Consider the following 19,435-nt stretch of genomic DNA (forward strand, 5'->3'; position numbering starts at 1 on the left):
CTACTCCTTTTCAACGCCGCGCGCGTTATGTCGAACTGCGGGGCCCTTGGCCGCACGCTGGTTGAGTAATACTACCAGACACGCGCCGACGAGCATGAGCGCCACCACGGCTACCACCTGGGCGCTGCCGCCGGTCAGCGCGGCGTAGTCGCCGGGCAGCAGGTAGCGGTGCGCCAGCGGGATGACCTGCCCATCGGGACCCATTTGATAGCCGAGAAGTTCGCGCCAGGGCCAGAGCACCGGCAGCGAGCCGACGATGAACCCCAAAAGCAGCTGCATCGTGGCGTTGTGGTAGCGGCTCAGAAGCCACCAGAGAAACCGCGAAAAGAGCATGAGACCCACCAGGCAGCCCATGCCAAACAGCATGATAATACCGAAGTCGAGGCTTTTGATAGCCCCCATGATGGTGCCGTAAAGCCCCATGGTCAGCAGCAGAAAACTCCCCGACACGCCAGGCAGAAGCATCGCGCTGATGGCGATCGCTCCAGCCACGGCGACGATCAGCGCCTCGTTGCCGATCAACAGAATCAGCGGCATCAGCCCCGGCAGCGCCTGGGCGAGCAGCAGCCCCAGCACCAGCGGCAGCACGTACCAGAGCCGCCAGCGTCCGCTGGCGCGGCCCACTACCAGCGCCGAGGCGGCCACGAGCCCGAAGAAGAAGCCGTCGAGCAACAGCGGATGCGCCTGCATCATCCAGAGCGCCACGTGGGCCACGCTGACGAGACTCACCGCAATACCGGCCAGAAGCGGCGCTAGAAAGGCGATGTTCAGGTGCGTGAAAAGCCCGCGCCAGCCGCCCTGGCGCCAGGCGGGCCAGGCGCTGGGGCCGAACTGCTTGATCGTATGGATCAGCTCTTCGTAGATACCGGTAATGAAGGCGATCGTGCCTCCGGAAACGCCGGGCACCGCGTCGGCGGCGCCCATGCCGGCGCCTTTCAAGAATACGCCCAAGCGTCGATGCTTCAATCCACCACTCCTTGCAATAATGGAACAAAGCGCACCGGCTCCAGGCGGCGTTTCTCGAACGCCCCGCCGATACGTTTGACCTGAGTTAGCCACTGGCTGCCGTCCGGCGCTTCCAGCGGCGCTATCAATACCCCGTCGCGACAAAGCTGCTCGAGAAGCGCCTCGGGCAGCGTCTGCGCACAGGCGGTCAGCAAAATCACGTCGAACCGGCCGCTGCCGGGCCAGCCCTCACCGCCATCGCCCACCGCCAGATGCGCCGGTGCGTCCAGGTGCCAGAGCCGGTCCGCGGCGCGTCGGGCGAGCGTGGCGATCCGCTCGACCGAGTAGAGCCTTGGCACCAGCCGCGCCAGAATCAGCGCCTGATACCCGGAGCCTGTGCCCACTTCGAGCACCCGCTCAGGGTTTGCCTTGAGCACCAGCTCAGTCATGCGCGCAACGACCAGCGGCTGGGATAGCGTCTGACCGAAACCGATCGGCAGCGACGTATCCTCGTAGGCGCGGTGCGCCAGCGCCTCATCGACGAACAGATGGCGCGGCTCCGACGCCATCGTCTCGAGCACGCGGGTATCCGTGATCCCCTGGTCGATCAAGCGCTCGACCATGCGATCACGCGTGCGCTGGGAGGTCATCCCACGCCCTAGCCGCTCGCCGAGTGAGAGCTCAGGCAAACGCATCCAGCCAGGCCTGTACGTCGTCGCGAGCCGGATGGCGCGTGAGATCAGTCTGAAGCGGCGTGATCGAGACAAACCCCGCGCTGATCGCGGCGAAATCGGTATCCTCGCCGTCGTCGGCGTTGGCCGCCTGGGGCGCGATCCAGTAGCGAGTGCGCCCGCGCGGGTCCTTGATCGGCACCGCCTTCTCCGCCGGACCGCGATAGCCAAGCCGGGTGACCCGCACGCCCTTGATCGCCTCCCAGGGTAAGTCCGGGACGTTGACGTTCAACAGCGTACGCGGCGGCAGTGACAGGTTCTCGGCGGCGCCGACGAGCGTGGCCGCCACCCGCGCGGCGCTGTCGAAATGGCGCTCGCCGCAAAGCGACATGGCGATCGCGCTCATGCCCAGGTTGCGCCCTTCCATCGCTGCCGCCACCGTGCCGGAGTAGAGCACGTCGTCGCCCAGGTTGCTACCGTGATTGATGCCGGCGATCACCAGGTCCGGGCGCTCGTCCCAGACGCCGTTCACACCGAGATAGACACAGTCTGCCGGGGTGCCGTCGACACTATAAAAGCCGTTATCCAGCGCCGTCAGCGACAGCGGCCGCGAAAGCGTCAGCGAGTTGCTCGCCCCGCTGCGGTCGCGATCCGGCGCTACCACGCGCAGGTGGGCGTACTCGGCGAGGCCGTCGTGCAGCGCGCGCAGCCCCGGCGCGTAGACGCCGTCGTCGTTGGATAAAAGCAGTCGTCGCATGGGCCTCTCCCTGGGCGCTTTAGCGCGTGGTCAATCGAAATCCGGGTGCGTAATCAGCTCGCGCAGCACCGCGGTGGCGAAGCTGCCTCGCGGCAGCGAAAATTCGAGCACGACCGAATGCGCCTCGCGCGACAAGCATGGCTCGGTCAGCCGCGCTCTCAACGCCCGCAGGTGGCGCTTCGCCCCGGCGCGCACAAGACCCTCGCAAAGTGCCGAATGGCGGGCGCGTAGCGCAGCGTCCAACTGCGCGGTACGGCTCTCTGACCCGTTTTCATCCGCCCCGTTTACCGGTATACCCCAGAGCGGGCCGGTTGGATGCAAATCGAGCGCGCGAGCCCGTGATAAAAGCGTCTCATCGACCGCCTCGATGGCGAACACGCTCTGGGTGCCGTCGAGCATCAGCGTGTCGCCGGGTAGCGGCAGCGCCCAGCTAGCGTCATGCACGCGCGCGCCCAGCCACTCATTGAACAGGAAGCTGCGCGCAGTGGAAAGCAGCATCCCCTGGCGGTCGTCGCGCTTGCGCCAGCCTTTTTCCAGTACCGCGCGCGCCTTGTCGAGATTGCGCCCCTGAAGGCCGAAGCGCTGGGGACCGAAGTAGTTGGCCACGCCCTCGTCGCACAGCGCCTCCCAGCGCGTTATCAGCGCCTCAGAGCCAACGGCCTCGCCGCGCAGGCGCAGGCGAAAGCGGTTGGTGCGGTGAACACCGCGCTTGAGCTTGCGCGGATGGCGCCCGCGTTCGAGCACGACCACGCCCAGAGCGGCCAGTCGCTCGTCGAGCGCGGCGGGCGCTTCCCGCCCGGGCAGGTGAACGCTGAGCCACTGGCGCGTCACCGCGAGCTTGTCCTTCATACCCGAATAGCCGATCGCCCGCGGGCTTACCTCGCACAGGCGGCCAAGCGCTCTGACCACCTCGAGGGTGGTCTGGCCGCGCTTTTCGATACGCAGCCACAGGTGCTCGCCTTCACCCTGCGGGGTGAAGTCCAGCTGCTCGTCGACGAAAAAGTCCTCTGGCGCTTCGCGGTAGCGCCCCGGCGGGCGCGGGCTAAAGCGCTCGTCAAGCGCTCGGGGCCAGTCGGGCAGTCCACTCATTGCCGCGCTCGTGGAGTGAGCAGCACCACCGCCTCGGCGGCGATGCCTTCACCACGCCCGGTAAAGCCGAGCCGCTCGGTAGTGGTCGCCTTGACGTTGACCTGGTCAAGCGCCACCCCCAGATCCCGTGCGATGACCTGGCGCATGGCGTCGATGTGCGGCGCCATTTTCGGCGCCTGGGCCATGATCGTGGCGTCCAGGTTGCCCAGGGCGTAGCCCGCTTCGCTGACCAGCCCCATTACGTGGCGCAGAAGCGCGCGGCTGTCCGCGCCTTTCCACTGCGGGTCGGTGTCCGGAAAGTGGTGGCCGATATCGCCAAGCGCACAGGCGCCGAGCAGCGCGTCGCTGATCGCGTGCAGCAGTACGTCGCCGTCGGAATGGGCAACGAAGCCCTGCTCGAAGGCGAGTTTGACGCCGCCGATCATCAGATGATCGCCGGGGCCGAAGCGGTGTACGTCGAATCCATGACCAATTCGCATTGCAGCTACTCTTCGCTATTGCCCGCCTGCAGCGCCAGAATGGCCGCCGCGAGGGCGAGATCGTCGGGATGGGTGATCTTGAGGTTGTCGCGCCGCGCGCTGACAAGTTTGGGCGCATGCCCCAGCGCCTCGACGGCGGAGGCTTCGTCGGTGACCGTCACGCCGTGCTTCACGGCGTTTGAAAGCGCGCGCGCCAGAAGCGAAAAACGAAACCCCTGGGGCGTCAGCGCGTGCCAGAGCCCGTCGCGCGGTTCGGTGCGCGCGCAAAGGCCGGCGGCGCTTTCACGCTTCATGGTATCGGCCACCGGCATCGCCAGCAGCGCCCCGCCTGGGTGCGCGGTCGCGGCGTCAAAAAGCGCGCGCAGATCCGCCACGCTCACACACGGCCTGGCGACGTCGTGCACCAGTACGAGATCGTCGTCGCGGGCGTCGATGGCGGCCAGCGCGTTTTGCACGCTCTGCATGCGCTCGGCGCCGCCGTCGACGCGCTGCCACTGGGCGAACGGCACCCAGGCGGGATCGAACCAGCGATCGTCGGCATCGAGACAGAGCGCCAGCCGGGCCTCGGGAAAGGCGCGGTGAAGCCGCGCCAGGGTATGAAAAAGTACCGGGCGTGCGCCGATCGACAGGTACTGCTTGGGGCGGTCGGCGCCCATGCGACGGCCCTGGCCCGCCGCCGGCACCACCAGCCAGAGCCGCTCACTCATCCGGCGCCTCCGGCGTGACGGCGGCGGGCTTGATCGCAAGCGTGGCGTTGAGCCCGATCAGCTCGTTTTCGATCGCCACCCCGGGTACCCAGAAAAACTGCTCGTCGCTTCGCACCATGCCCATGTCGCTGCGGGCACGCTCTTCGATGGCATCCAGACCGGTCTTTAGGTCGGTCACCTCGGCGGCAAGGCGTGCGTTGCGCTCGCGCATCGGCGCGTTGGCGGCTTCCTGAACCGCCACGCGCTGCTCGACGCGCTGCAAATCCTGCCAGCCACCGCTGCCGAGCCACAGCTGATACTGCAATAATCCCAGAACGCCCAGCAGGGCGATGACCAGCCAACGATGCATCTGAAGTTCCTGTTCTCGAGTGCGCACGCTTTGGGTATGAACGGCGCGCATTATGCCAGCTAGCGCGCAAGGCGGCGAGCCGTGTTCAGGTGTCGTCCAGGGTTTTGAACGGCAGCGCGTCGCGCGCCGCAGCCCGGTAGGCGCGCACGTGCTCGCCTTCTCGCGCGCAGAACTCGGCAACGCCAGCGGCGAGCCCCGGGTGGGCCAGGTAGTGCAGCGAGCGCGTTGCGGTGGGCGCGAAGCCGCGCACCAGCTTGTGCTCCCCCTGGGTGCCGGGGTCGAAAAGCGTCAAGCCCCGTTCGAGGCAGTACTCGATGCCCTGGTAGTAGCACGCCTCGAAGTGCAGGCAGTCAGCCATCACTTCACTACCCCAATAGCGCCCGTAGAGCGTGGTGGCGCCGCGAAAGTAGAGTGCGGCTGCGACCGGGCGGTCGTCGAGCCGCGCCTGCACCAGCATCAGCGCCTCGGGCATATCGCGCAAAAGCGCCTGGAAAAACGCCTCGTTGAGGTAGGGCGGACGGCCGCGCTCATGATAGGTGATCGTATAGCAGCGGAAAAAGTGCGCCATGGCCGCCGTATCGATCGCCTCGCCTTCCAGCCGCTCGAGGGTGATACCCTGCTCGGCCACGATACGCCGCTCGCGCTTGATCGTCTTGCGCCGCTTGGCCGTGAGCCGGGCGAGAAAACCGTCGAAATCGCCGAAGCGCTGGTCGCGCCACTGAAACTGCACGCCGTGACGAATGATCAGCTCCGGGCACTGCGCCTGCCAGGCATCGACATCGGCGTCCTGGGCAAACAGCAGGTGCCAGCTCGAAAGGCCCAGCGCTTCGCACTGCTCTCGAAAGCCCTTTGCCAGCAGCGCGTAAGCGCTTTTGGCGTCGATGTCGCTTGCGATCAACGTGCGCTGGCCCGGCACCGGCGTGAAGGGTATGGCGCTAAGCGCCTTGGGGTAGTAGTCGCCGCCGGCGCGCTCGAAGGCCTCGGCCCAGCCCCAGTCGAACACGTACTCGCCGCTCGAGTGGCTTTTTAGATACAGTGGCATTGCCGCCACCAGCCGCTCGCCCTGCCAGACACTCAGGTGGCGCGGCTGCCAGCCGGTAGCCGCACTGGCCGAACCGCTTCGCTCCAGCGCCGCCAGAAAGGCGTGGCGCAAGAAGGGCTGCTCGCGGCTGACCAGCGCGTTCCAGGCCGGCGCGGCCACGCTATCGATGGATGAAAGCGTGGCCAGTGTGAGCGGCGGTGACGATAGGCCATCGTGCATGAGCACCTCGGATTGTAGCGTGGGCATTGGCTTACTCGAGTATCGCGCAATCCCCGGTTCACTAGAACCCGAACGCGGCATTTCGAGCACGGAGATAAAAAAATGTCGATTCCGCGCTGACACATTAAAGCCTGGACGAAAGCGTCCGATAAATAACAGGTTGGCCCACTTTCGAGACCCTTATGCAAGCTGCCGATCTACCCGATACCGAAACGCTGCGACTGGCGGCTCTGCACAGCCTGGAAGTACTGGACACACCGCCGGACGAAGCGTTCGAGCAGCTCGCCGAGCTTGCTCGCGATATTTTCGAGGTACCCATCGCGCTGGTGTCGCTGGTGGATGAACATCGGCAGTGGTTCAAATCGCACCTTGGGCTCGACGCCTGCGAAACCCACCGGGATTTCTCCTTTTGCGCCCACGCCGTTTATCAGGGCAAGGCGCTGGTCATCGAGGATACGTTCAAGGACCTGCGCTTTGCCGACAACCCGCTGGTGCTGGGTGACCCGCACATTCGCTTTTACGCCGGCTATCCGCTGCGCCCGGTCGATGACCAGATCATCGGCACGCTGTGTATCATCGACCGCGCGCCGCGCCACTTCACCGAACGCGAGCATCGGCTGCTGGAGAGGCTGGCCGCCCAGGTCGAGGCGCTGTTTCGTCAACACAAGCGCGAAACCGAGCTTTTACGCACCGCCGAGCGCTTCGAAGCGCTGTTCAGTAAAAGCGCGACGGCCAAGATCCGTATCGGCCGCGACGGGCTCATCACCGCAATCAACCCCTTCGCGCTGCGCCTTTTGGGCTACGAGGCCGAGGAGCTGATCGGGCGCAATATCGCGGTGCTGACCCCGCCCGAGATCGCGGCCGGGCACGACCGCTTCATCGAGCGCTACCTGGCCGGCGGCGAGCCCACGGTGATCGGGCGCGGGCGCGAAGTCGAGGCGCTGCATAAAAAGGGCTTTCGCGTGCCGGTTCACCTGGCGATCAACGCGATTCACGATACCCACGACAACGTCGTCGAGTTTCTCGGTGTGTTGACCGACCTGACCAGCATCTACGCCGCCAATCGTCGCATTGTGAAAGAACAGGGCCTTTTGAAGGTGCTGCACCAGGGCATCACCGACTACCAGGCGCTGATGTCCGGTGAGGGGCTCTGGGAATTTCTGATGGAGGCGCTCAAGGAACTCACCGACAGCGACTACGCGCTGATCGGCGAGGTGCTGCCCACCGACACCACCAACGCGCTCAAGATTCACGCCATCACCGATCTCTCCTGGAGCGAAAGCTCGCATCAATTGATGGACCGATTGCGCCGCGGCGACATGATGCTGACCAACGCCGACACGCTGCTTGGCCGGGTGTTCGCCCATGGCGAAGTGGTGATGACCGACGACGTCTACGGCCATCGAAGCAAGGGCGGTTTTCCGCACGGCCATCCACGGCTGGATAACTATCTGGGCGTGCCGATCCTGAGCGACGACGTGGTGATCGGCATGTTCGCCATCGCCAACAGCAAACAGCCGCTCAACCAGGCGCTGATCGACTGGCTGCAGCCGTTCACCGATACCTGTGCACTACTGATCAACCTGTACCGGCAGATGGCCGAGCGCGAGCAGGTAGCGAAGGCGCTCGCTGCCGCCCGCGACCAGGCCGAAGAAGCCAATCAGGCCAAGAGCGAGTTTCTATCATCGATGAGCCACGAGCTTCGCACTCCGCTCAACGCCATCATCGGCTTCGCTCAACTGCTGGAGAAAGGCCGACGTGACCCGCTCAGCGAAAAGCAGCTGCGCCAGGTCCAGCAGATCGAAAAAAGCGGCCAGCACCTGCTGGGCTTGATCAACGAAATTCTCGATCTGGCGCGGATCGAATCCGGCTACCTGGCGCTGTCGCTGGAGCCGATCTCGGTCGAGGAAGTGCTCGACGACGCCTGCGCCACCCTCGAGGCCAACGTCGAAGCGGCTGGGATGAGGCTCAAACGTGCGCCGCTCGCGGCGAAGTGGCAGGTGCTGGCGGACTACACCCGCACCAAGCAGGTACTGTTGAACCTGCTCTCCAACGCGATCAAGTACAACTGCGCTCGCGGCGTGATCGAGATTGGCGTCGTCCCGGAGGGCGATGCCCTGAAAATCAGCGTGACGGATACCGGCCCTGGTATCGCCCGCGAGCGCCAGAGCGAGCTCTTCGAGCCGTTCAACCGGCTGGACGCGGAGCACGGCTCTATCGAAGGCACCGGCATCGGGCTTGCCATCACGCGCAAGCTGGTGCTGCGTATGCAGGGCCACATCGGCGTCGAAAGCGCGCCGGGCCTGGGCGCTACCTTCTGGTTCACGCTGCCGCAAACCGAGGCCCGCCTCGAGCATCGGGCCTCCGGCGATGGCAGCCCCCGGCTCAGCGCGGGTTCACGGCGCAAGAAAGTCCTCTACGTCGAGGACAACCCGGCCAATCAGCGGCTAATGCAGGAGATCATTGAGGAGCTCGAGACGGTGGAGCTCGAGGTCGTGTCGAGCGCCGAGCTGGCTCTCGAAATCCTGCGCCACGCAAGGCCGGATTTGATCATTCTGGACATCGACCTGCCGGGCATGAACGGCTTTCAGGCGCTCCAGACACTGCGCCAGAATCCGATGCTCGATGGGCTCAGAGTGCTGGCGCTGTCGGCCAACGCCACCCCCCAGGATATAGAGAAAGGGCGCGCCGCGGGGTTCGACGAGTACCTCACCAAACCGCTGGATATCGATAAACTCACCAAAGTGCTCGAGGAGCATCTTCACGTAGTGCCGGGAGTGACCCCATGAAGTTTGCCCGCCAACACCTGCTGGTCGTGGATGACAACCCGGTCAACGTCGAGCTTTTGCTCGACGTGCTGGATGATCACGGCTTCGACAACGCCCACGGCTTGAGCGATTCGCGCCGTGTGCTCGAGCACTGTCGGGCACAGCGCCCGGACCTGATTCTGCTCGATATCCGCATGCCCCATCTGGACGGCTACGCGGTCATGGAGGCGCTCGTTGCAGCGTTCGGCGACGCGGCGCCGCCGGTCATCGTACTCACCGCCCAGATCGACGACGAAACCCGCCGCCGCGCTCAGCGCATGGGCGTGCGGGACTTCATCACCAAGCCTTTCAAGTACGACGATGTGATCCAGCGCATTCTCAATGCACTCGAACTCGAGCACCGCTACCAGCTGCGTACCCGCCAGGCCCACAGCTTCGAGGATCTGGCCGAAAAGCGCTGGCAGGATCTCGACCAGCTCTCGCGCACCGACACCATCACCCAGTTGCCCAACCGCCGAGCGATGACCCAGGCGCTTCAGAGCGCCTCCGACGCCTGCGCGCCGACCGGCCTTTTGTTCATCGCCATCGACCAGCTCGACGAGGTGGTGCGCTTTCACGGCTACGCCACTGCCGACAAGCTCATGTTCCATGTCAGCCGACAGTTAAACGAACGTTTGGACGATGCGGCAACGCTTGGCATGTGGGGCGGCAGCGAGCTTCTGGTCATGCTGCCCGAGGCCCGACTCGAAAAACTGATCAATCAAGCGTTTCGGCTGGTGGAGTGTTTCGATCAGGATCAGACGCTCGGCGATCTGCTGCTGCCCTTGAACGTACGTATCGGTATCAGCAGCACCAATGAGCCCTTCGACCCGGAGCGGCTGGTGCATATGGCGGCGCTGGCGCTGCCGCAGCAAAACGGCCCGCTGCGGGTGCAAAGCTACAACGAGGAGCTGGAAACCCTGCAGCGCCAGCGCCTGCATCTGCAGCAATCGATACGTGGCGCCACCGAGCGTGGCGAGATGTGCCTGGCCTTCCAGCCCAAGATTTCGCTGGCCGATGGCCAGGTGCTCGGCGCCGAGGCGCTGCTGCGCTGGGATCATCCGACCCTTGGCCGGGTGTCGCCGGCGGAGTTCATTCCGCTGGCCGAGGCGAGCGGCGACATTCTCGCCATCGGCGAGTGGGTGATCGAGCAGGCGCTTGCCCATATCGTCGACTGGCGCGAAAAGGGGCTTCTGGACGACAGGTTTCATATCGCGGTCAACGTCGCGGCGCGCCAGCTCGCCAAGCGCGACTTCGCCGAGCGCCTGCTCGAAACGATCAAGGCGCGCGGCGTACCGCCGCGGTTCTTCTCGCTGGAGGTGACCGAGTCCGGCCTTTTGAGCGACATTCAGAACGCCCGGGCGCAGCTTGCAAGGCTTGCCGAGTTCAACATCGCCGTGGCGATCGACGATTTCGGCACCGGCCAGTCGTCGCTTGCTTACATCAAGACCCTGCCCTTCTCGACGCTGAAGATCGACCGCGCCTTCGTCATGGATCTCGAGGATATGGAGGTCGACCGCCACCTGGCGCTGGCGATTACCCGCCTAGCCCACGGCGTGGGGTGCGACGTGGTCGCCGAGGGGATCGAAACCAAAGCCCAGGCAGATTACCTGCGCTCCATTGGTTGTGAGGCGGCGCAGGGGTATTATTACGCACGTCCGCTGCCCGCCGAAGAGTTCCAAACGTGGTGCGAGCAGCACAGCGCCCGTTTATCTTCGACCAACGTTCTGGAACCCTCATGGCCCACGACCTCCTCGACCGCCTACGCGAACGGCTCAACGAACTAAACCGCTCGGAGTTCAAGGTGGCCAACGTCATCATGGACGACCCGGTGGCCGCCACGAGCCTGAGCATCGCGAGCCTGGCCCAGGCGGCGGGGGTGAGCGAGCCCACCGTCAACCGGTTTTGTCGCAACTTCGGCGCCAAGGGGTATCCGGATTTCAAGATCAAGCTGGCCCAGAGCCTGGCCGGCGGCACGCCCTACGTCACCCGCGCGGTGGCGCCCGGCGACACCGCCACCCAGTACACCTCGAAGATCTTCGGCGCCACCATCGCCGCGCTGAAGGAGGCCGAACGGGAGGTCGACACGGCGGCGATCGAGCGCATGGTCGACTATCTCACCCAGGCCAAGCACATCCACTTTTTCGGCCTCGGCGCCTCCGGCGCGGTCGCCCAGGACGCGCAGCACAAGTTCTTTCGCTTCAACCTGCCGGTGATGGCCTACGTCGACGTGCTGATGCAGCGCATGGTGGCCGCTGCCTGCCACACCGGGGATGTGATCGTGATCATCTCCTACACCGGGCGCACCCGGGAGCTGGTCGATATCGCAAAGCTCGGGCGCGCGGCGGGCGCGGTGGTACTCGGCATCACCGCGCCGAACTCACCGCTGTCTCAGGAGTGCACCGCCACCCTCGATGTCGCCACGCCCGAAGATACCGACCACTACATGCCGATGACCTCGCGGGTGATCCAGCTGACCTTGATCGACGCGCTCGCCACCGGCGTCACGCTGCGCCGGGGCGAGGATTTTCTGCCGCACCTGAAGAAGATCAAGGATAGCCTGCGCGACACTCGCTTTCCGCTGAAATAGCCCTTCTCGCCGCCGCCTGATCAGCCGTCGACAGCGGCGGTCACGGTGATCTCGACCAGCAGCTCATTGGCGGGCAGCGCCGCGCAGACGCAGGTGCGCGCCGGGGCATGGCCCTCGGGGACCCAGGCGTCCCACACCGCGTTCATGGCGCCTACGTCGCCTGGGTTTTTCAAATAGACCGTAGCGCTCAGAAGCCGCTTACGGTTCGAGCCAATCTCTTCGAGCAGCGCATCGACGCGCGCCAGCATGCTTTCGGTCTGCTCGGTGATATCGCCGTGACGGGCGTCGGGCCCGGCGACCTGGCCGCACAGATAGGCCACGCCGTGATGGATGACTGCGCGGCTCATGCGCGCTTTGGTATCGTGACGTTCGATGGACATGGTCTCTCCTCGCTATGAAAGGCGCCTGGCGGCGCCGGTGGGTACGGGGCGGTGCTCGAACACCCGGCGCAGCACGAAGCTGGTATGGGCGCCGGTTACCCCGTCGATACGGTTGATGACGTGCAGCAGAAGGTGCTGGTAGTCGTCCATGTCGCGCACCAGAATCTTGAGCTGAAAGTCCGCCGCCTGACCGGTGATGATCAGGCACTCGATGACGTTGGGGATCTCGCGCACTTGGCGCTCGAAGTTGTCGAAGCGCTCGGCGGTGTGCTGATCCATGGCGATATGCAAGAGCACCATCAAATCGAACCCGAGCTGGCGGGCGTCGACCTCGGCGCGGTAGCCCGCGATCAGTCCGTGCTCCTCGAGCGCGCGCACCCGGCGAAGGCACGGCGAAGGCGAAAGCCCGATGCGCTCGGCCAGCAGCTGGTTGCTGATTCGCCCTTCCTGCTGAAGAACGTCCAGGATGTGTCGATCGAAGCGATCAAGCTCCAGCGGAACGGGAAGCACCGGCTACCTCCTGCCAATGATAGTGGTTTTAGCGCTATTATCTGCCAATTATTGCCAAAAGCCGCTCGGATTAGCAATATCCTTCTGCCGCTCGGGGCGTATACTGGTGCTATCGTTTGAAGCGACACCTTTACGCTTTTCTATCTCGAATAACCGTCAGGAAGCCACCATGACCGCCTTCGATCATCGCAAGTACCGCCCTGCCCCCCGTGTCCCTGCCTTTGAGCGCACCTGGCCGGACCGGGATCTCGAGCGCGCGCCGATCTGGGTGAGCGAGGATTTGCGCGACGGCAACCAGGCGCTGCTGGAGCCGATGACCGTCGAGCAGAAAAAGCGCTTCTGGCACCAGATCGTCAAGGTCGGCATCAAGGAAGTGATGGTCGGCTTTCCCTCGGCGAGCCAGCCGGACTATGACTTCGTGCGCTGGCTGATCGATGAGAACCAGATCCCCGAGGACGTCACCATCGCCGTGCTGGTGCAGTGCCGCGAGCATTTGATCGAGAAGACCTTCGAGTCCCTCGTGGGCGTCAAGCGCGCGATCATCCACCTGTATAACTCCACCTCGACGGTGCAGCGCGAGCGCGTCTTCGAGATGGATCGCGGCGGCATTACCGATATCGCCGTGCAGGGCGCGACCTGGGTGAAGACCTACGCCGATAAATACCCGGACGTGGCCTGGCGCTTTCAGTACTCGCCGGAGAGCTTCTCGAGCACCGAGATCGACTTTTCGCTCGCGATCTGCGAGGCGGTCATGGATGTCTGGCAGCCGACGCCGGAAAACCCCTGCATTCTGAACCTGCCCACCACCGTCGAAGTCGCCGGCCCTCACCACCACGCCGATCAGATCGAGTACTTCTGCCAGCACGTGAAGAATCGCGACAGCGTCATCATCTCGGTGCATACCCACAACGACCGCGGCGGCGCGGTGGCCTCCGCCGAGCTTGCGCTGCTGGCCGGGGCCGACCGGGTCGAAGGTACGCTGCTGGGCAACGGCGAGCGCACCGGCAATATGGATATCGTGACACTGGCGATGAACCTCTATAGCCAGGGCATCGACCCGAAGCTCGATCTCTCCAACCCGGACGAGATCGTGCAGGTGGTGCAGGAGTGTACCGGTATCACCATGCACCCGCGCCACCCTTGGGTGGGCGAGATGGTCTACACGGCGTTTTCCGGTAGCCACCAGGACGCGATTCGTAAATCGCTCAAGCACCAGAAGGACGACGAGCCCTGGCAGGTGGCGTATCTGCCGATCGACCCGCGTGACATCGGCCGCGACTACCAGGCGGTGATTCGCGTCAACAGCCAGTCCGGCAAGGGCGGCATGGCGTTTTTGCTCGAGCGCGATTACGGCATCAACCTGCCGCGCTGGATGATGCTGGCGCTCGCCCCTTACGTACAGAAGGAGAGCGAGGAGCGCGCCAGCGAGCTCTCCAGCGAAATGGTGCGCCAGGTGATGTTCGATCACTTTAGCCATCAGACACCGCTGGCGCTTGCCGACTACCGCCTCTCGAAAGGCCAGAACGAAGGCATCGAGGTCACGCTGACGCAAGGCGACGAGACGCTGCGTTTACAGGGCACCGGCAACGGCGCGATGTCCGCCTTCACCGACGCCTGGCGCAAGCATAGCGGCAGCCACGTGGCGATCGTCGATTACAGCGAGCACTCGCTCGGCGGCGACAGCGAAGCCAACGCCATTGCGTTCGTGCAGCTCAACATCGACGGCCAGCGCATCTGCGCGGTGGCCGAGGATAGCGACACGGTGAGCGCCTCGCTCAAGGCGCTGCTGTCGGGCATCAACGCCTCCCAAAGCGACGCGGGCAAGCGCCCCGCCTCGACCGCCGAAAACGCCACCGCCTGATCGGCCCACGCCAAAGGCCCGCCCTCGCGCGGGCCTTGTTGCGTTGTACGGCGACTAATAACTCACACTCACCGGTAACAGAGGGCCTCGATGGCGCAGGCTTTGATCAACGTGGCGCTGCTGGCGCTGGGCGCGGCGCTGGGGGGCATGGGGCGCTTTGCCGTGACCCGACTGGCGCAGCGCCTTGACTCCCCCTTTCCCTGGGGCACGCTCTGGGTCAACGCCAGCGGTGCCCTCGCTGCCGGGGCGCTGCTTGGCCACTTCGGCGCCAAAACGCTGGCAGAGTCGCCCCACGGGCTTTTTCTGATGGGCGGGCTGCTCGGCGGCTACACCACGGTTTCCTCGCTTGCGCTGCAAACGCGCGCACTCTGGTTGTCGCAGCGCCGTTTGACGGCAACGGTCAATCTTGGGGGCACGCTGGTGTTAGGCACGGCGCTGGCGGCGCTTGGCTGGCAGTTGGGTGGAGCGGCCCTGTGAAGACGGTCAAGGCGTATGCCCTGGTAGGGCTCGGCACGGCGCTGGGGAGTCTGTGCCGCTACGCGGTGTCGCTCGCGGTACTGGCCACGCTGGGTGATGCCTTCCCCTGGGGGACACTGTTGGCCAACGCGCTGGGCTCATGTTTGATCGGCTGGCTCGCCGCCCGCGCCACCTACGCGCCACATGGCGGCTGGGCGCGCGCGCAGGCCTTCTGGGTGAGCGGGTTCTGCGCAGGCTTCACCACCTTTTCGCTGTTCAGCCTCGAGCTTTTACACCTCATGCAAAGCGCCGCCTGGCTTGCGCTCGGGTATACGCTGACCAGCATCGCGCTGTGGCTTTTGGGCGTGGCGCTGGGCGAACGGCTCGCCCGCCCAATCACCTAGCGCAGCACCAGCACCGGTACGCGCGCGCCGCGCAGCATCTTCGTGGTCGTGCTGCCCATCAACAGCTGGCGCAGGCGCGAGTGGCCGTAGGCGCCCATCGCCAGAAGATCCACGCCGCGGCTTGCAATCTCATCGCTCAGCACGCGATCGACCTCGCCTTCGATCAGCGCCCCTTCCGCCGAGTGCCCTCCCGCGCGCAGGGTGGAGAGCGCCCAGTCGAGATCATGGCGGCGCTCGGCGGTGTCGTGCCCAACGCTCACCACGCGGTACTCGGCGCCATGAAAAAGCGGCGAGCCGGCGAGCATCTCCACGCCCCGGCGCGCCGTCTGGCTGCCGTCGAAGGCGACCATTACCCGCCTGGGCGGCGCAAAGGTCTCGGGTACGATCAGCACCGGGCGCTTGAGCCGGCGCACCAGGGTTTCGACATGCTCGCCAAGCGCCGTGCTTGACTCGTGGTGCGCGCCGTGGCGGCCCACAATCAGAAGCCGCGTTTCGTTTTCAAGCTCCAGCAGGGTCTCGACGAAGGTACCGTTGAGTGTGCGCGTCTGCGCGCGACCCCCTGCAGCATCGACGTGGGCGACAGCGCGCTCCATTAGCGCTTTGCTTTGACGGCGGTTTTCCCGGGCGCGCTGCTCGTCGAACCGGGAGAGCGTCTCCATCAGCTGCTCCTGGGAGCCCAGCGACAGATTACCGGAGAGATCCTGCTCGCCGGGCGGCGTGGCGTGATTATCGATCACGTTCAAAAGCGTCAGCGGCGCTCCAAGCGCCAGGCTCGCCCAGGCGCCATATTCGCTGACGCTTTGGGCGAAGCAAGAGTCGTCGATGGCGGCAAATACGTGCTCGGTCATGGCCTGCTCCTTACATAAACGACGCTGTGTCACATAAACGACGATCAGTGATCGCCCATCAGCTTTTCGACCGCCTTCGGGTCGTCGTGAACGGCGTAGCGATCCACCACGGTGGCGCTCGCTTCGGAAAGCCCCTTGAGCTCCACCTCGGTGCCTTCGCGGCGAAACTTGATCACCACGCGATCGAGCGCCTGCACCGCGGTGATATCCCAGAAGTGGGCGCGCGATAGATCGATCACCACGCGATCCAGGCTCTCCTTGATATCGAAAGCGGCGTTGAAGCGCTGGGAGGAAGCGAAAAACACCTGCCCGGCGACCCGGTATTCGCGGATATCCCCTTTCAGCGTACTCGATACCGCCATGAAGTTCCCGACCTTGTTGGCGAAGAACAGCGCCGCCAGCAGCACGCCCACGAACACGCCCAGCGCCAGGTTGTGGGTGCTGACGGTGACCGCCACGGTGGCCAGCATGACGATATTGGTGCTCATGGGATGTTTTTTCAGATCGCGGATCGAGGCCCAGCTGAAGGTGCCGATCGAGACCATGATCATCACCGCGACCAGCGCCGCCATGGGGATTTGCGACACCCAGTCGGAGAGAAATACCACCATCAACAGCAGCAGCACGCCGGCGATCAGGGTGGAGAGTCGGGTACGCCCGCCGGATTTGATGTTGATCACCGACTGGCCAATCATCGCGCAGCCTGCCATGCCGCCCAGAAGTCCGGCGCCGATGTTGGCTACACCCTGACCCTTGCACTCGCGGTTCTTGTCGCTGGGCGTATCGGTCAGGTCATCCACGATAGTAGCGGTCATCATCGACTCCAGAAGGCCCACCACGCAGAGCATGATGGCGTAGGGGAAGATGATCGCCAGCGTTTCGAGCGTAAGCGGCACGTTCGGCCACAAAAACACCGGCAGCGTGTCCGGCAGCTCGCCCATGTCACCGACCGTGCGAATGTCCATACCGCTTGCCAGATAGACGATCGTCAACACCACGATACAGACCAGCGGCGACGGCAGAGACTTACCGACCACCGGCAAATAGGGGAACAGATAGATGATACCAAGCCCCGCCGCCGTCATGGCGTAGACGTGCCAGGTGACGTTGGTCAGCTCCGGCAGCTGCGCCATGAAGATCAGAATCGCCAGCGCGTTGACGAACCCGGTCACCACCGAGCGCGAAACGAAGCGCATCAGCTCGGCGAGTCTCAAGTAGCCCGCCAGTATCTGCAAAACGCCGGTCAGGAGTGTGGCCGCCAGCAGATACTCGAGGCCGTGCTCGCGCACCAGCGTCACCATCAGAAGCGCCATGGCACCGGTCGCCGCCGAGATCATGCCCGGGCGCCCGCCGGTGAAGGCGATGATCACCGCAATACAAAACGAGGCGTAGAGCCCGACCTTGGGATCGACGCCGGCGATGATCGAAAACGCGATCGCTTCGGGAATCAGCGCCAGCGCCACCACGGTGCCGGACAGCGTGTCGCCCTTGATATTGGAAAACCATTCGTGCTTTTGGAAAAGTGCCATGCCCTACTCCGTAAAACCGATTGAAACATTCGCGCACCCGCACAGGCGAAAGCGCCCGGCAGAGGTGCGGCGTTGGCGGCTCGAGGCCGTAAAGGAGGGGCACAGCGCTAGGGTGGAAGCATCTTCCAGAGTGCGGTGAAGGGCATGAAAGAGAGCCGGTTGGAAAGTGATCGAGACAAGAGCCACACGCATGGGCCCTTTTGGGAGCCGCGATTATAGCAAGCGTCATTTTTCTTGCCACCCGGCTTGCGCCCGGGCGGCACGACACAATTGTTTGCAACCGACCAGTACGCAAAACCCCGGACCAGCATTACTCTAATGAAAAAGAGTGATGATAAATATTTGCGCTACTAAAAATTTAGTACAAACTATGTACAAATAGTTGTACAAACTCTTTCCTGACAGACCACGCTACTCACCGAGATCCGACCATGCTCACGTTCCTCAAATACGATGCGCTCCCTCTCGCTCTGCAGGCGCATACCGCCAGCATTCACTTCTCGCCGGAAGGCGTCATCGAGGACGCGAGCCCGATCTTTTTGCAAAAGATCGGCTACCGGCTCGAGGATATCGTGGGCCAGCACCACAGCCTTTTCTGCCCGCCGGAAGAGGTCGGCTCTCAGGATTATCAGCGCTTCTGGGCGGCGCTTGCCCGGGGCGAACCCCAGCAGGGAAGTTTTCGCCGGATCAGCGCCAGCGGTGAAGACCTGTGGCTCGAGGCGATCTACCTGCCGGTGAGAAACCGGCGCGGCAAGGTGGACCGGATCGTCAAGATCGCCAGCGACATCTCCACCCGCCACCAGAGCGCCGAAAACCACAGCGCCGTGCTCAAAGCGCTGGATAGCTCCATGGCGGTGATCGAGTTCACCCCCGACGGCACCATTCTCAATGCCAATGCCAATTTCGAGCGCACCATGGGCTACTCAAGCGCCCAGATCAAGGGGCAGCATCACCGCCTGTTTTGCACCGCCGACTTTCTACCCAGGCTCACCACCTTCTGGTCAGAGCTTGCCAGCGGCCAGTTCAAGCAGGGCAAGTTCGAACGCATCGACAGCCAGGGCAAGAGCGTCTGGCTCGAAGCGACCTACAACCCGGTCTACGACAAGCAGGGCCAGGTGATCAAGGTGGTCAAGTTCGCCACCGACATCACCGCGGCGGTGCGCGAAGGCGAAGCCGCCCGGCGTGCGGTGCTCAGCGCCCAGAGCACTTCGAGCCAGACCGAGCAGATCGCCCAGAACGGGCTCGACCACCTGCACCGGGTGCTCGAGGAGTCGCGCCAGGCGGCTCAAACGCTGGAAGACGCCCAAACGCTGATGGCCGCACTCAACAAGCAGGCGCAAACGATCAACAGCATCACTGCCTCGATCGCCAGGATCGCCAACCAGACCAACCTTCTTTCGCTGAACGCGGCGGTGGAAGCGGCTCGGGCGGGCGAGCAGGGCCGCGGCTTCGCCGTGGTCGCAAACGAGGTGCGCCAACTGGCCAAGGGCTCCAGCGACGCGGTCGAAGAGATTACCCGGGTGCTCAAGGAGAACAGCGAGCTGGTCGAGCGCACGAGCCAGGCGGTCTCCCAGGTGGTCGAACAGGGCAAGACCAGCCAGGCAAGCGTTGGCGAAATCGAAGTCATCGTCAACGAGATCCTCGCCGGCGCCCGCGGGGTCTCCACTTCTGTTGAGCGCCTGGCACTGCAATCCTCCTGAGCACGGCGCTCAGGTCTGAAAAGCGCGCAGCAAAAAGGCGGCTCGGGTAGCCGCCTTTTCGTCTCTTGCGCCGGGCATCCGGGCAAGAGAGG

At 64.4% G+C, this 19,435-nt stretch carries 19 protein-coding genes; 7 read left to right on the top strand and 12 right to left on the bottom strand.

Features of this window, described 5'->3' with window-relative positions; genetic code table 11:
• The 8 genes from ACGK9R_RS08815 to ACGK9R_RS08850 form a co-directional block, all read right to left on the bottom strand.
• A complete protein-coding gene (locus ACGK9R_RS08815; RefSeq protein ID WP_394580315.1) occupies positions 1-966 on the bottom strand; it encodes a DUF368 domain-containing protein in 966 nt (321 codons plus the stop codon).
• Complete coding sequence (locus ACGK9R_RS08820; RefSeq protein ID WP_394580317.1) at positions 963-1,640, bottom strand: protein-L-isoaspartate(D-aspartate) O-methyltransferase; 678 nt, start codon at positions 1,638-1,640, stop codon at positions 963-965. The genes ACGK9R_RS08815 and ACGK9R_RS08820 overlap by 4 nt, the downstream gene beginning before the upstream one ends.
• A complete protein-coding gene (gene surE, locus ACGK9R_RS08825; protein ID WP_394580319.1) occupies positions 1,627-2,373 on the bottom strand; it encodes a 5'/3'-nucleotidase SurE in 747 nt (248 codons plus the stop codon). The genes ACGK9R_RS08820 and surE overlap by 14 nt, the downstream gene beginning before the upstream one ends.
• A gap of 30 nt (positions 2,374-2,403) precedes the next feature.
• Positions 2,404-3,462 carry a tRNA pseudouridine(13) synthase TruD gene (gene truD, locus ACGK9R_RS08830; protein ID WP_394580321.1) on the bottom strand — a complete coding sequence of 353 codons (1,059 nt, stop codon included), beginning with the start codon at positions 3,460-3,462 and terminating at the stop codon, positions 2,404-2,406.
• Positions 3,459-3,941 (bottom strand): 2-C-methyl-D-erythritol 2,4-cyclodiphosphate synthase, encoded by a 483-nt coding sequence (ispF, locus tag ACGK9R_RS08835; protein WP_394580323.1) that lies wholly within the window; start codon positions 3,939-3,941, stop codon positions 3,459-3,461. The genes truD and ispF overlap by 4 nt, the downstream gene beginning before the upstream one ends.
• 5 nt (positions 3,942-3,946) lie before the next feature.
• A complete protein-coding gene (gene ispD / locus ACGK9R_RS08840; protein ID WP_394580325.1) occupies positions 3,947-4,648 on the bottom strand; it encodes a 2-C-methyl-D-erythritol 4-phosphate cytidylyltransferase in 702 nt (233 codons plus the stop codon).
• A complete protein-coding gene (ftsB, locus tag ACGK9R_RS08845; protein WP_394580327.1) occupies positions 4,641-4,997 on the bottom strand; it encodes a cell division protein FtsB in 357 nt (118 codons plus the stop codon). The genes ispD and ftsB overlap by 8 nt, the downstream gene beginning before the upstream one ends.
• 85 nt (positions 4,998-5,082) lie before the next feature.
• Positions 5,083-6,285, bottom strand: coding sequence for a GNAT family N-acetyltransferase (locus ACGK9R_RS08850; protein WP_394580329.1), 1,203 nt, complete (start codon positions 6,283-6,285; stop codon positions 5,083-5,085).
• 155 nt (positions 6,286-6,440) lie between these two features.
• Between ACGK9R_RS08850 and ACGK9R_RS08855 the strand changes: the two genes are divergently transcribed.
• The 3 genes from ACGK9R_RS08855 to hexR are packed head-to-tail and all read left to right on the top strand — an operon-like array spanning position 6,441 to position 11,655.
• Positions 6,441-9,047, top strand: a complete 2,607-nt coding sequence (locus tag ACGK9R_RS08855) for a GAF domain-containing protein (protein ID WP_394580331.1) — start codon at positions 6,441-6,443, stop codon at positions 9,045-9,047.
• Complete coding sequence (locus ACGK9R_RS08860; RefSeq protein ID WP_394580333.1) at positions 9,044-10,852, top strand: putative bifunctional diguanylate cyclase/phosphodiesterase; 1,809 nt, start codon at positions 9,044-9,046, stop codon at positions 10,850-10,852. Before ACGK9R_RS08855 ends, ACGK9R_RS08860 begins: the two co-directional genes overlap by 4 nt.
• Entirely contained in the window at positions 10,804-11,655 is an 852-nt protein-coding gene (hexR, locus tag ACGK9R_RS08865; protein ID WP_394580335.1) for a transcriptional regulator HexR, read from the top strand. Before ACGK9R_RS08860 ends, hexR begins: the two co-directional genes overlap by 49 nt.
• A gap of 20 nt (positions 11,656-11,675) precedes the next feature.
• Here the strand turns inward: hexR and ACGK9R_RS08870 are convergent, their stop codons facing one another.
• Positions 11,676-12,035 (bottom strand): RidA family protein, encoded by a 360-nt coding sequence (locus ACGK9R_RS08870; protein WP_394580336.1) that lies wholly within the window; start codon positions 12,033-12,035, stop codon positions 11,676-11,678.
• 12 nt (positions 12,036-12,047) lie between these two features.
• Positions 12,048-12,545: an Lrp/AsnC family transcriptional regulator gene (locus ACGK9R_RS08875; protein ID WP_394580338.1), complete on the bottom strand. Its 498-nt coding sequence runs from the start codon at positions 12,543-12,545 to the stop codon at positions 12,048-12,050.
• A 169-nt stretch (positions 12,546-12,714) separates the two neighbouring features.
• Here ACGK9R_RS08875 and ACGK9R_RS08880 point away from each other — a divergent pair, with 169 nt between their 5' ends.
• The 3 genes from ACGK9R_RS08880 to ACGK9R_RS08890 all read left to right on the top strand — a co-directional run bounded on the left by ACGK9R_RS08880 (position 12,715) and on the right by ACGK9R_RS08890 (position 15,266).
• Complete coding sequence (locus ACGK9R_RS08880; protein WP_394580340.1) at positions 12,715-14,406, top strand: 2-isopropylmalate synthase; 1,692 nt, start codon at positions 12,715-12,717, stop codon at positions 14,404-14,406.
• A 90-nt stretch (positions 14,407-14,496) separates the two neighbouring features.
• Entirely contained in the window at positions 14,497-14,883 is a 387-nt protein-coding gene (locus tag ACGK9R_RS08885) for a CrcB family protein (protein ID WP_394580342.1), read from the top strand.
• Positions 14,880-15,266 carry a fluoride efflux transporter FluC gene (locus ACGK9R_RS08890; protein WP_394580344.1) on the top strand — a complete coding sequence of 129 codons (387 nt, stop codon included), beginning with the start codon at positions 14,880-14,882 and terminating at the stop codon, positions 15,264-15,266. Before ACGK9R_RS08885 ends, ACGK9R_RS08890 begins: the two co-directional genes overlap by 4 nt.
• Here the strand turns inward: ACGK9R_RS08890 and ACGK9R_RS08895 are convergent.
• Positions 15,263-16,114 (bottom strand): universal stress protein, encoded by an 852-nt coding sequence (locus tag ACGK9R_RS08895; protein ID WP_394580346.1) that lies wholly within the window; start codon positions 16,112-16,114, stop codon positions 15,263-15,265. The two genes, ACGK9R_RS08890 and ACGK9R_RS08895, sit on opposite strands and share 4 nt — an antisense overlap.
• Positions 16,115-16,158: 44 nt before the next feature.
• Positions 16,159-17,643, bottom strand: a complete 1,485-nt coding sequence (locus ACGK9R_RS08900) for a SulP family inorganic anion transporter (protein WP_394580348.1) — start codon at positions 17,641-17,643, stop codon at positions 16,159-16,161.
• A gap of 431 nt (positions 17,644-18,074) precedes the next feature.
• Between ACGK9R_RS08900 and ACGK9R_RS08905 the strand changes: the two genes are divergently transcribed.
• Positions 18,075-19,343, top strand: coding sequence for a methyl-accepting chemotaxis protein (locus tag ACGK9R_RS08905; RefSeq protein ID WP_394580350.1), 1,269 nt, complete (start codon positions 18,075-18,077; stop codon positions 19,341-19,343).
• Positions 19,344-19,435: the final 92 nt, after the last annotated feature.

The organism is Halomonas sp. HNIBRBA4712 (assembly GCF_043558675.1).
GTDB lineage: Bacteria > Pseudomonadota > Gammaproteobacteria > Pseudomonadales > Halomonadaceae > Vreelandella.

Excerpts from the sequence above, each read along its gene's own strand:
- ACGK9R_RS08820 (WP_394580317.1), bottom strand. The coding sequence starts at position 1,640 with ATGCGTTTGCCTGAGCTCTCACTCGGCGAGCGGCTAGGGCGTGGGATG.
- surE (WP_394580319.1), bottom strand. The coding sequence starts at position 2,373 with ATGCGACGACTGCTTTTATCCAACGACGACGGCGTCTACGCGCCGGGG.
- truD (WP_394580321.1), bottom strand. The coding sequence starts at position 3,462 with ATGAGTGGACTGCCCGACTGGCCCCGAGCGCTTGACGAGCGCTTTAGC.
- ispF (WP_394580323.1), bottom strand. The coding sequence starts at position 3,941 with ATGCGAATTGGTCATGGATTCGACGTACACCGCTTCGGCCCCGGCGAT.
- ispD (WP_394580325.1), bottom strand. The coding sequence starts at position 4,648 with ATGAGTGAGCGGCTCTGGCTGGTGGTGCCGGCGGCGGGCCAGGGCCGT.
- ftsB (WP_394580327.1), bottom strand. The coding sequence starts at position 4,997 with ATGCATCGTTGGCTGGTCATCGCCCTGCTGGGCGTTCTGGGATTATTG.
- ACGK9R_RS08850 (WP_394580329.1), bottom strand. The coding sequence starts at position 6,285 with ATGCCCACGCTACAATCCGAGGTGCTCATGCACGATGGCCTATCGTCA.
- ACGK9R_RS08855 (WP_394580331.1), top strand. The coding sequence starts at position 6,441 with ATGCAAGCTGCCGATCTACCCGATACCGAAACGCTGCGACTGGCGGCT.
- ACGK9R_RS08860 (WP_394580333.1), top strand. The coding sequence starts at position 9,044 with ATGAAGTTTGCCCGCCAACACCTGCTGGTCGTGGATGACAACCCGGTC.
- hexR (WP_394580335.1), top strand. The coding sequence starts at position 10,804 with ATGGCCCACGACCTCCTCGACCGCCTACGCGAACGGCTCAACGAACTA.
- ACGK9R_RS08870 (WP_394580336.1), bottom strand. The coding sequence starts at position 12,035 with ATGTCCATCGAACGTCACGATACCAAAGCGCGCATGAGCCGCGCAGTC.
- ACGK9R_RS08880 (WP_394580340.1), top strand. The coding sequence starts at position 12,715 with ATGACCGCCTTCGATCATCGCAAGTACCGCCCTGCCCCCCGTGTCCCT.
- ACGK9R_RS08885 (WP_394580342.1), top strand. The coding sequence starts at position 14,497 with ATGGCGCAGGCTTTGATCAACGTGGCGCTGCTGGCGCTGGGCGCGGCG.
- ACGK9R_RS08895 (WP_394580346.1), bottom strand. The coding sequence starts at position 16,114 with ATGACCGAGCACGTATTTGCCGCCATCGACGACTCTTGCTTCGCCCAA.
- ACGK9R_RS08900 (WP_394580348.1), bottom strand. The coding sequence starts at position 17,643 with ATGGCACTTTTCCAAAAGCACGAATGGTTTTCCAATATCAAGGGCGAC.
- ACGK9R_RS08905 (WP_394580350.1), top strand. The coding sequence starts at position 18,075 with ATGCTCACGTTCCTCAAATACGATGCGCTCCCTCTCGCTCTGCAGGCG.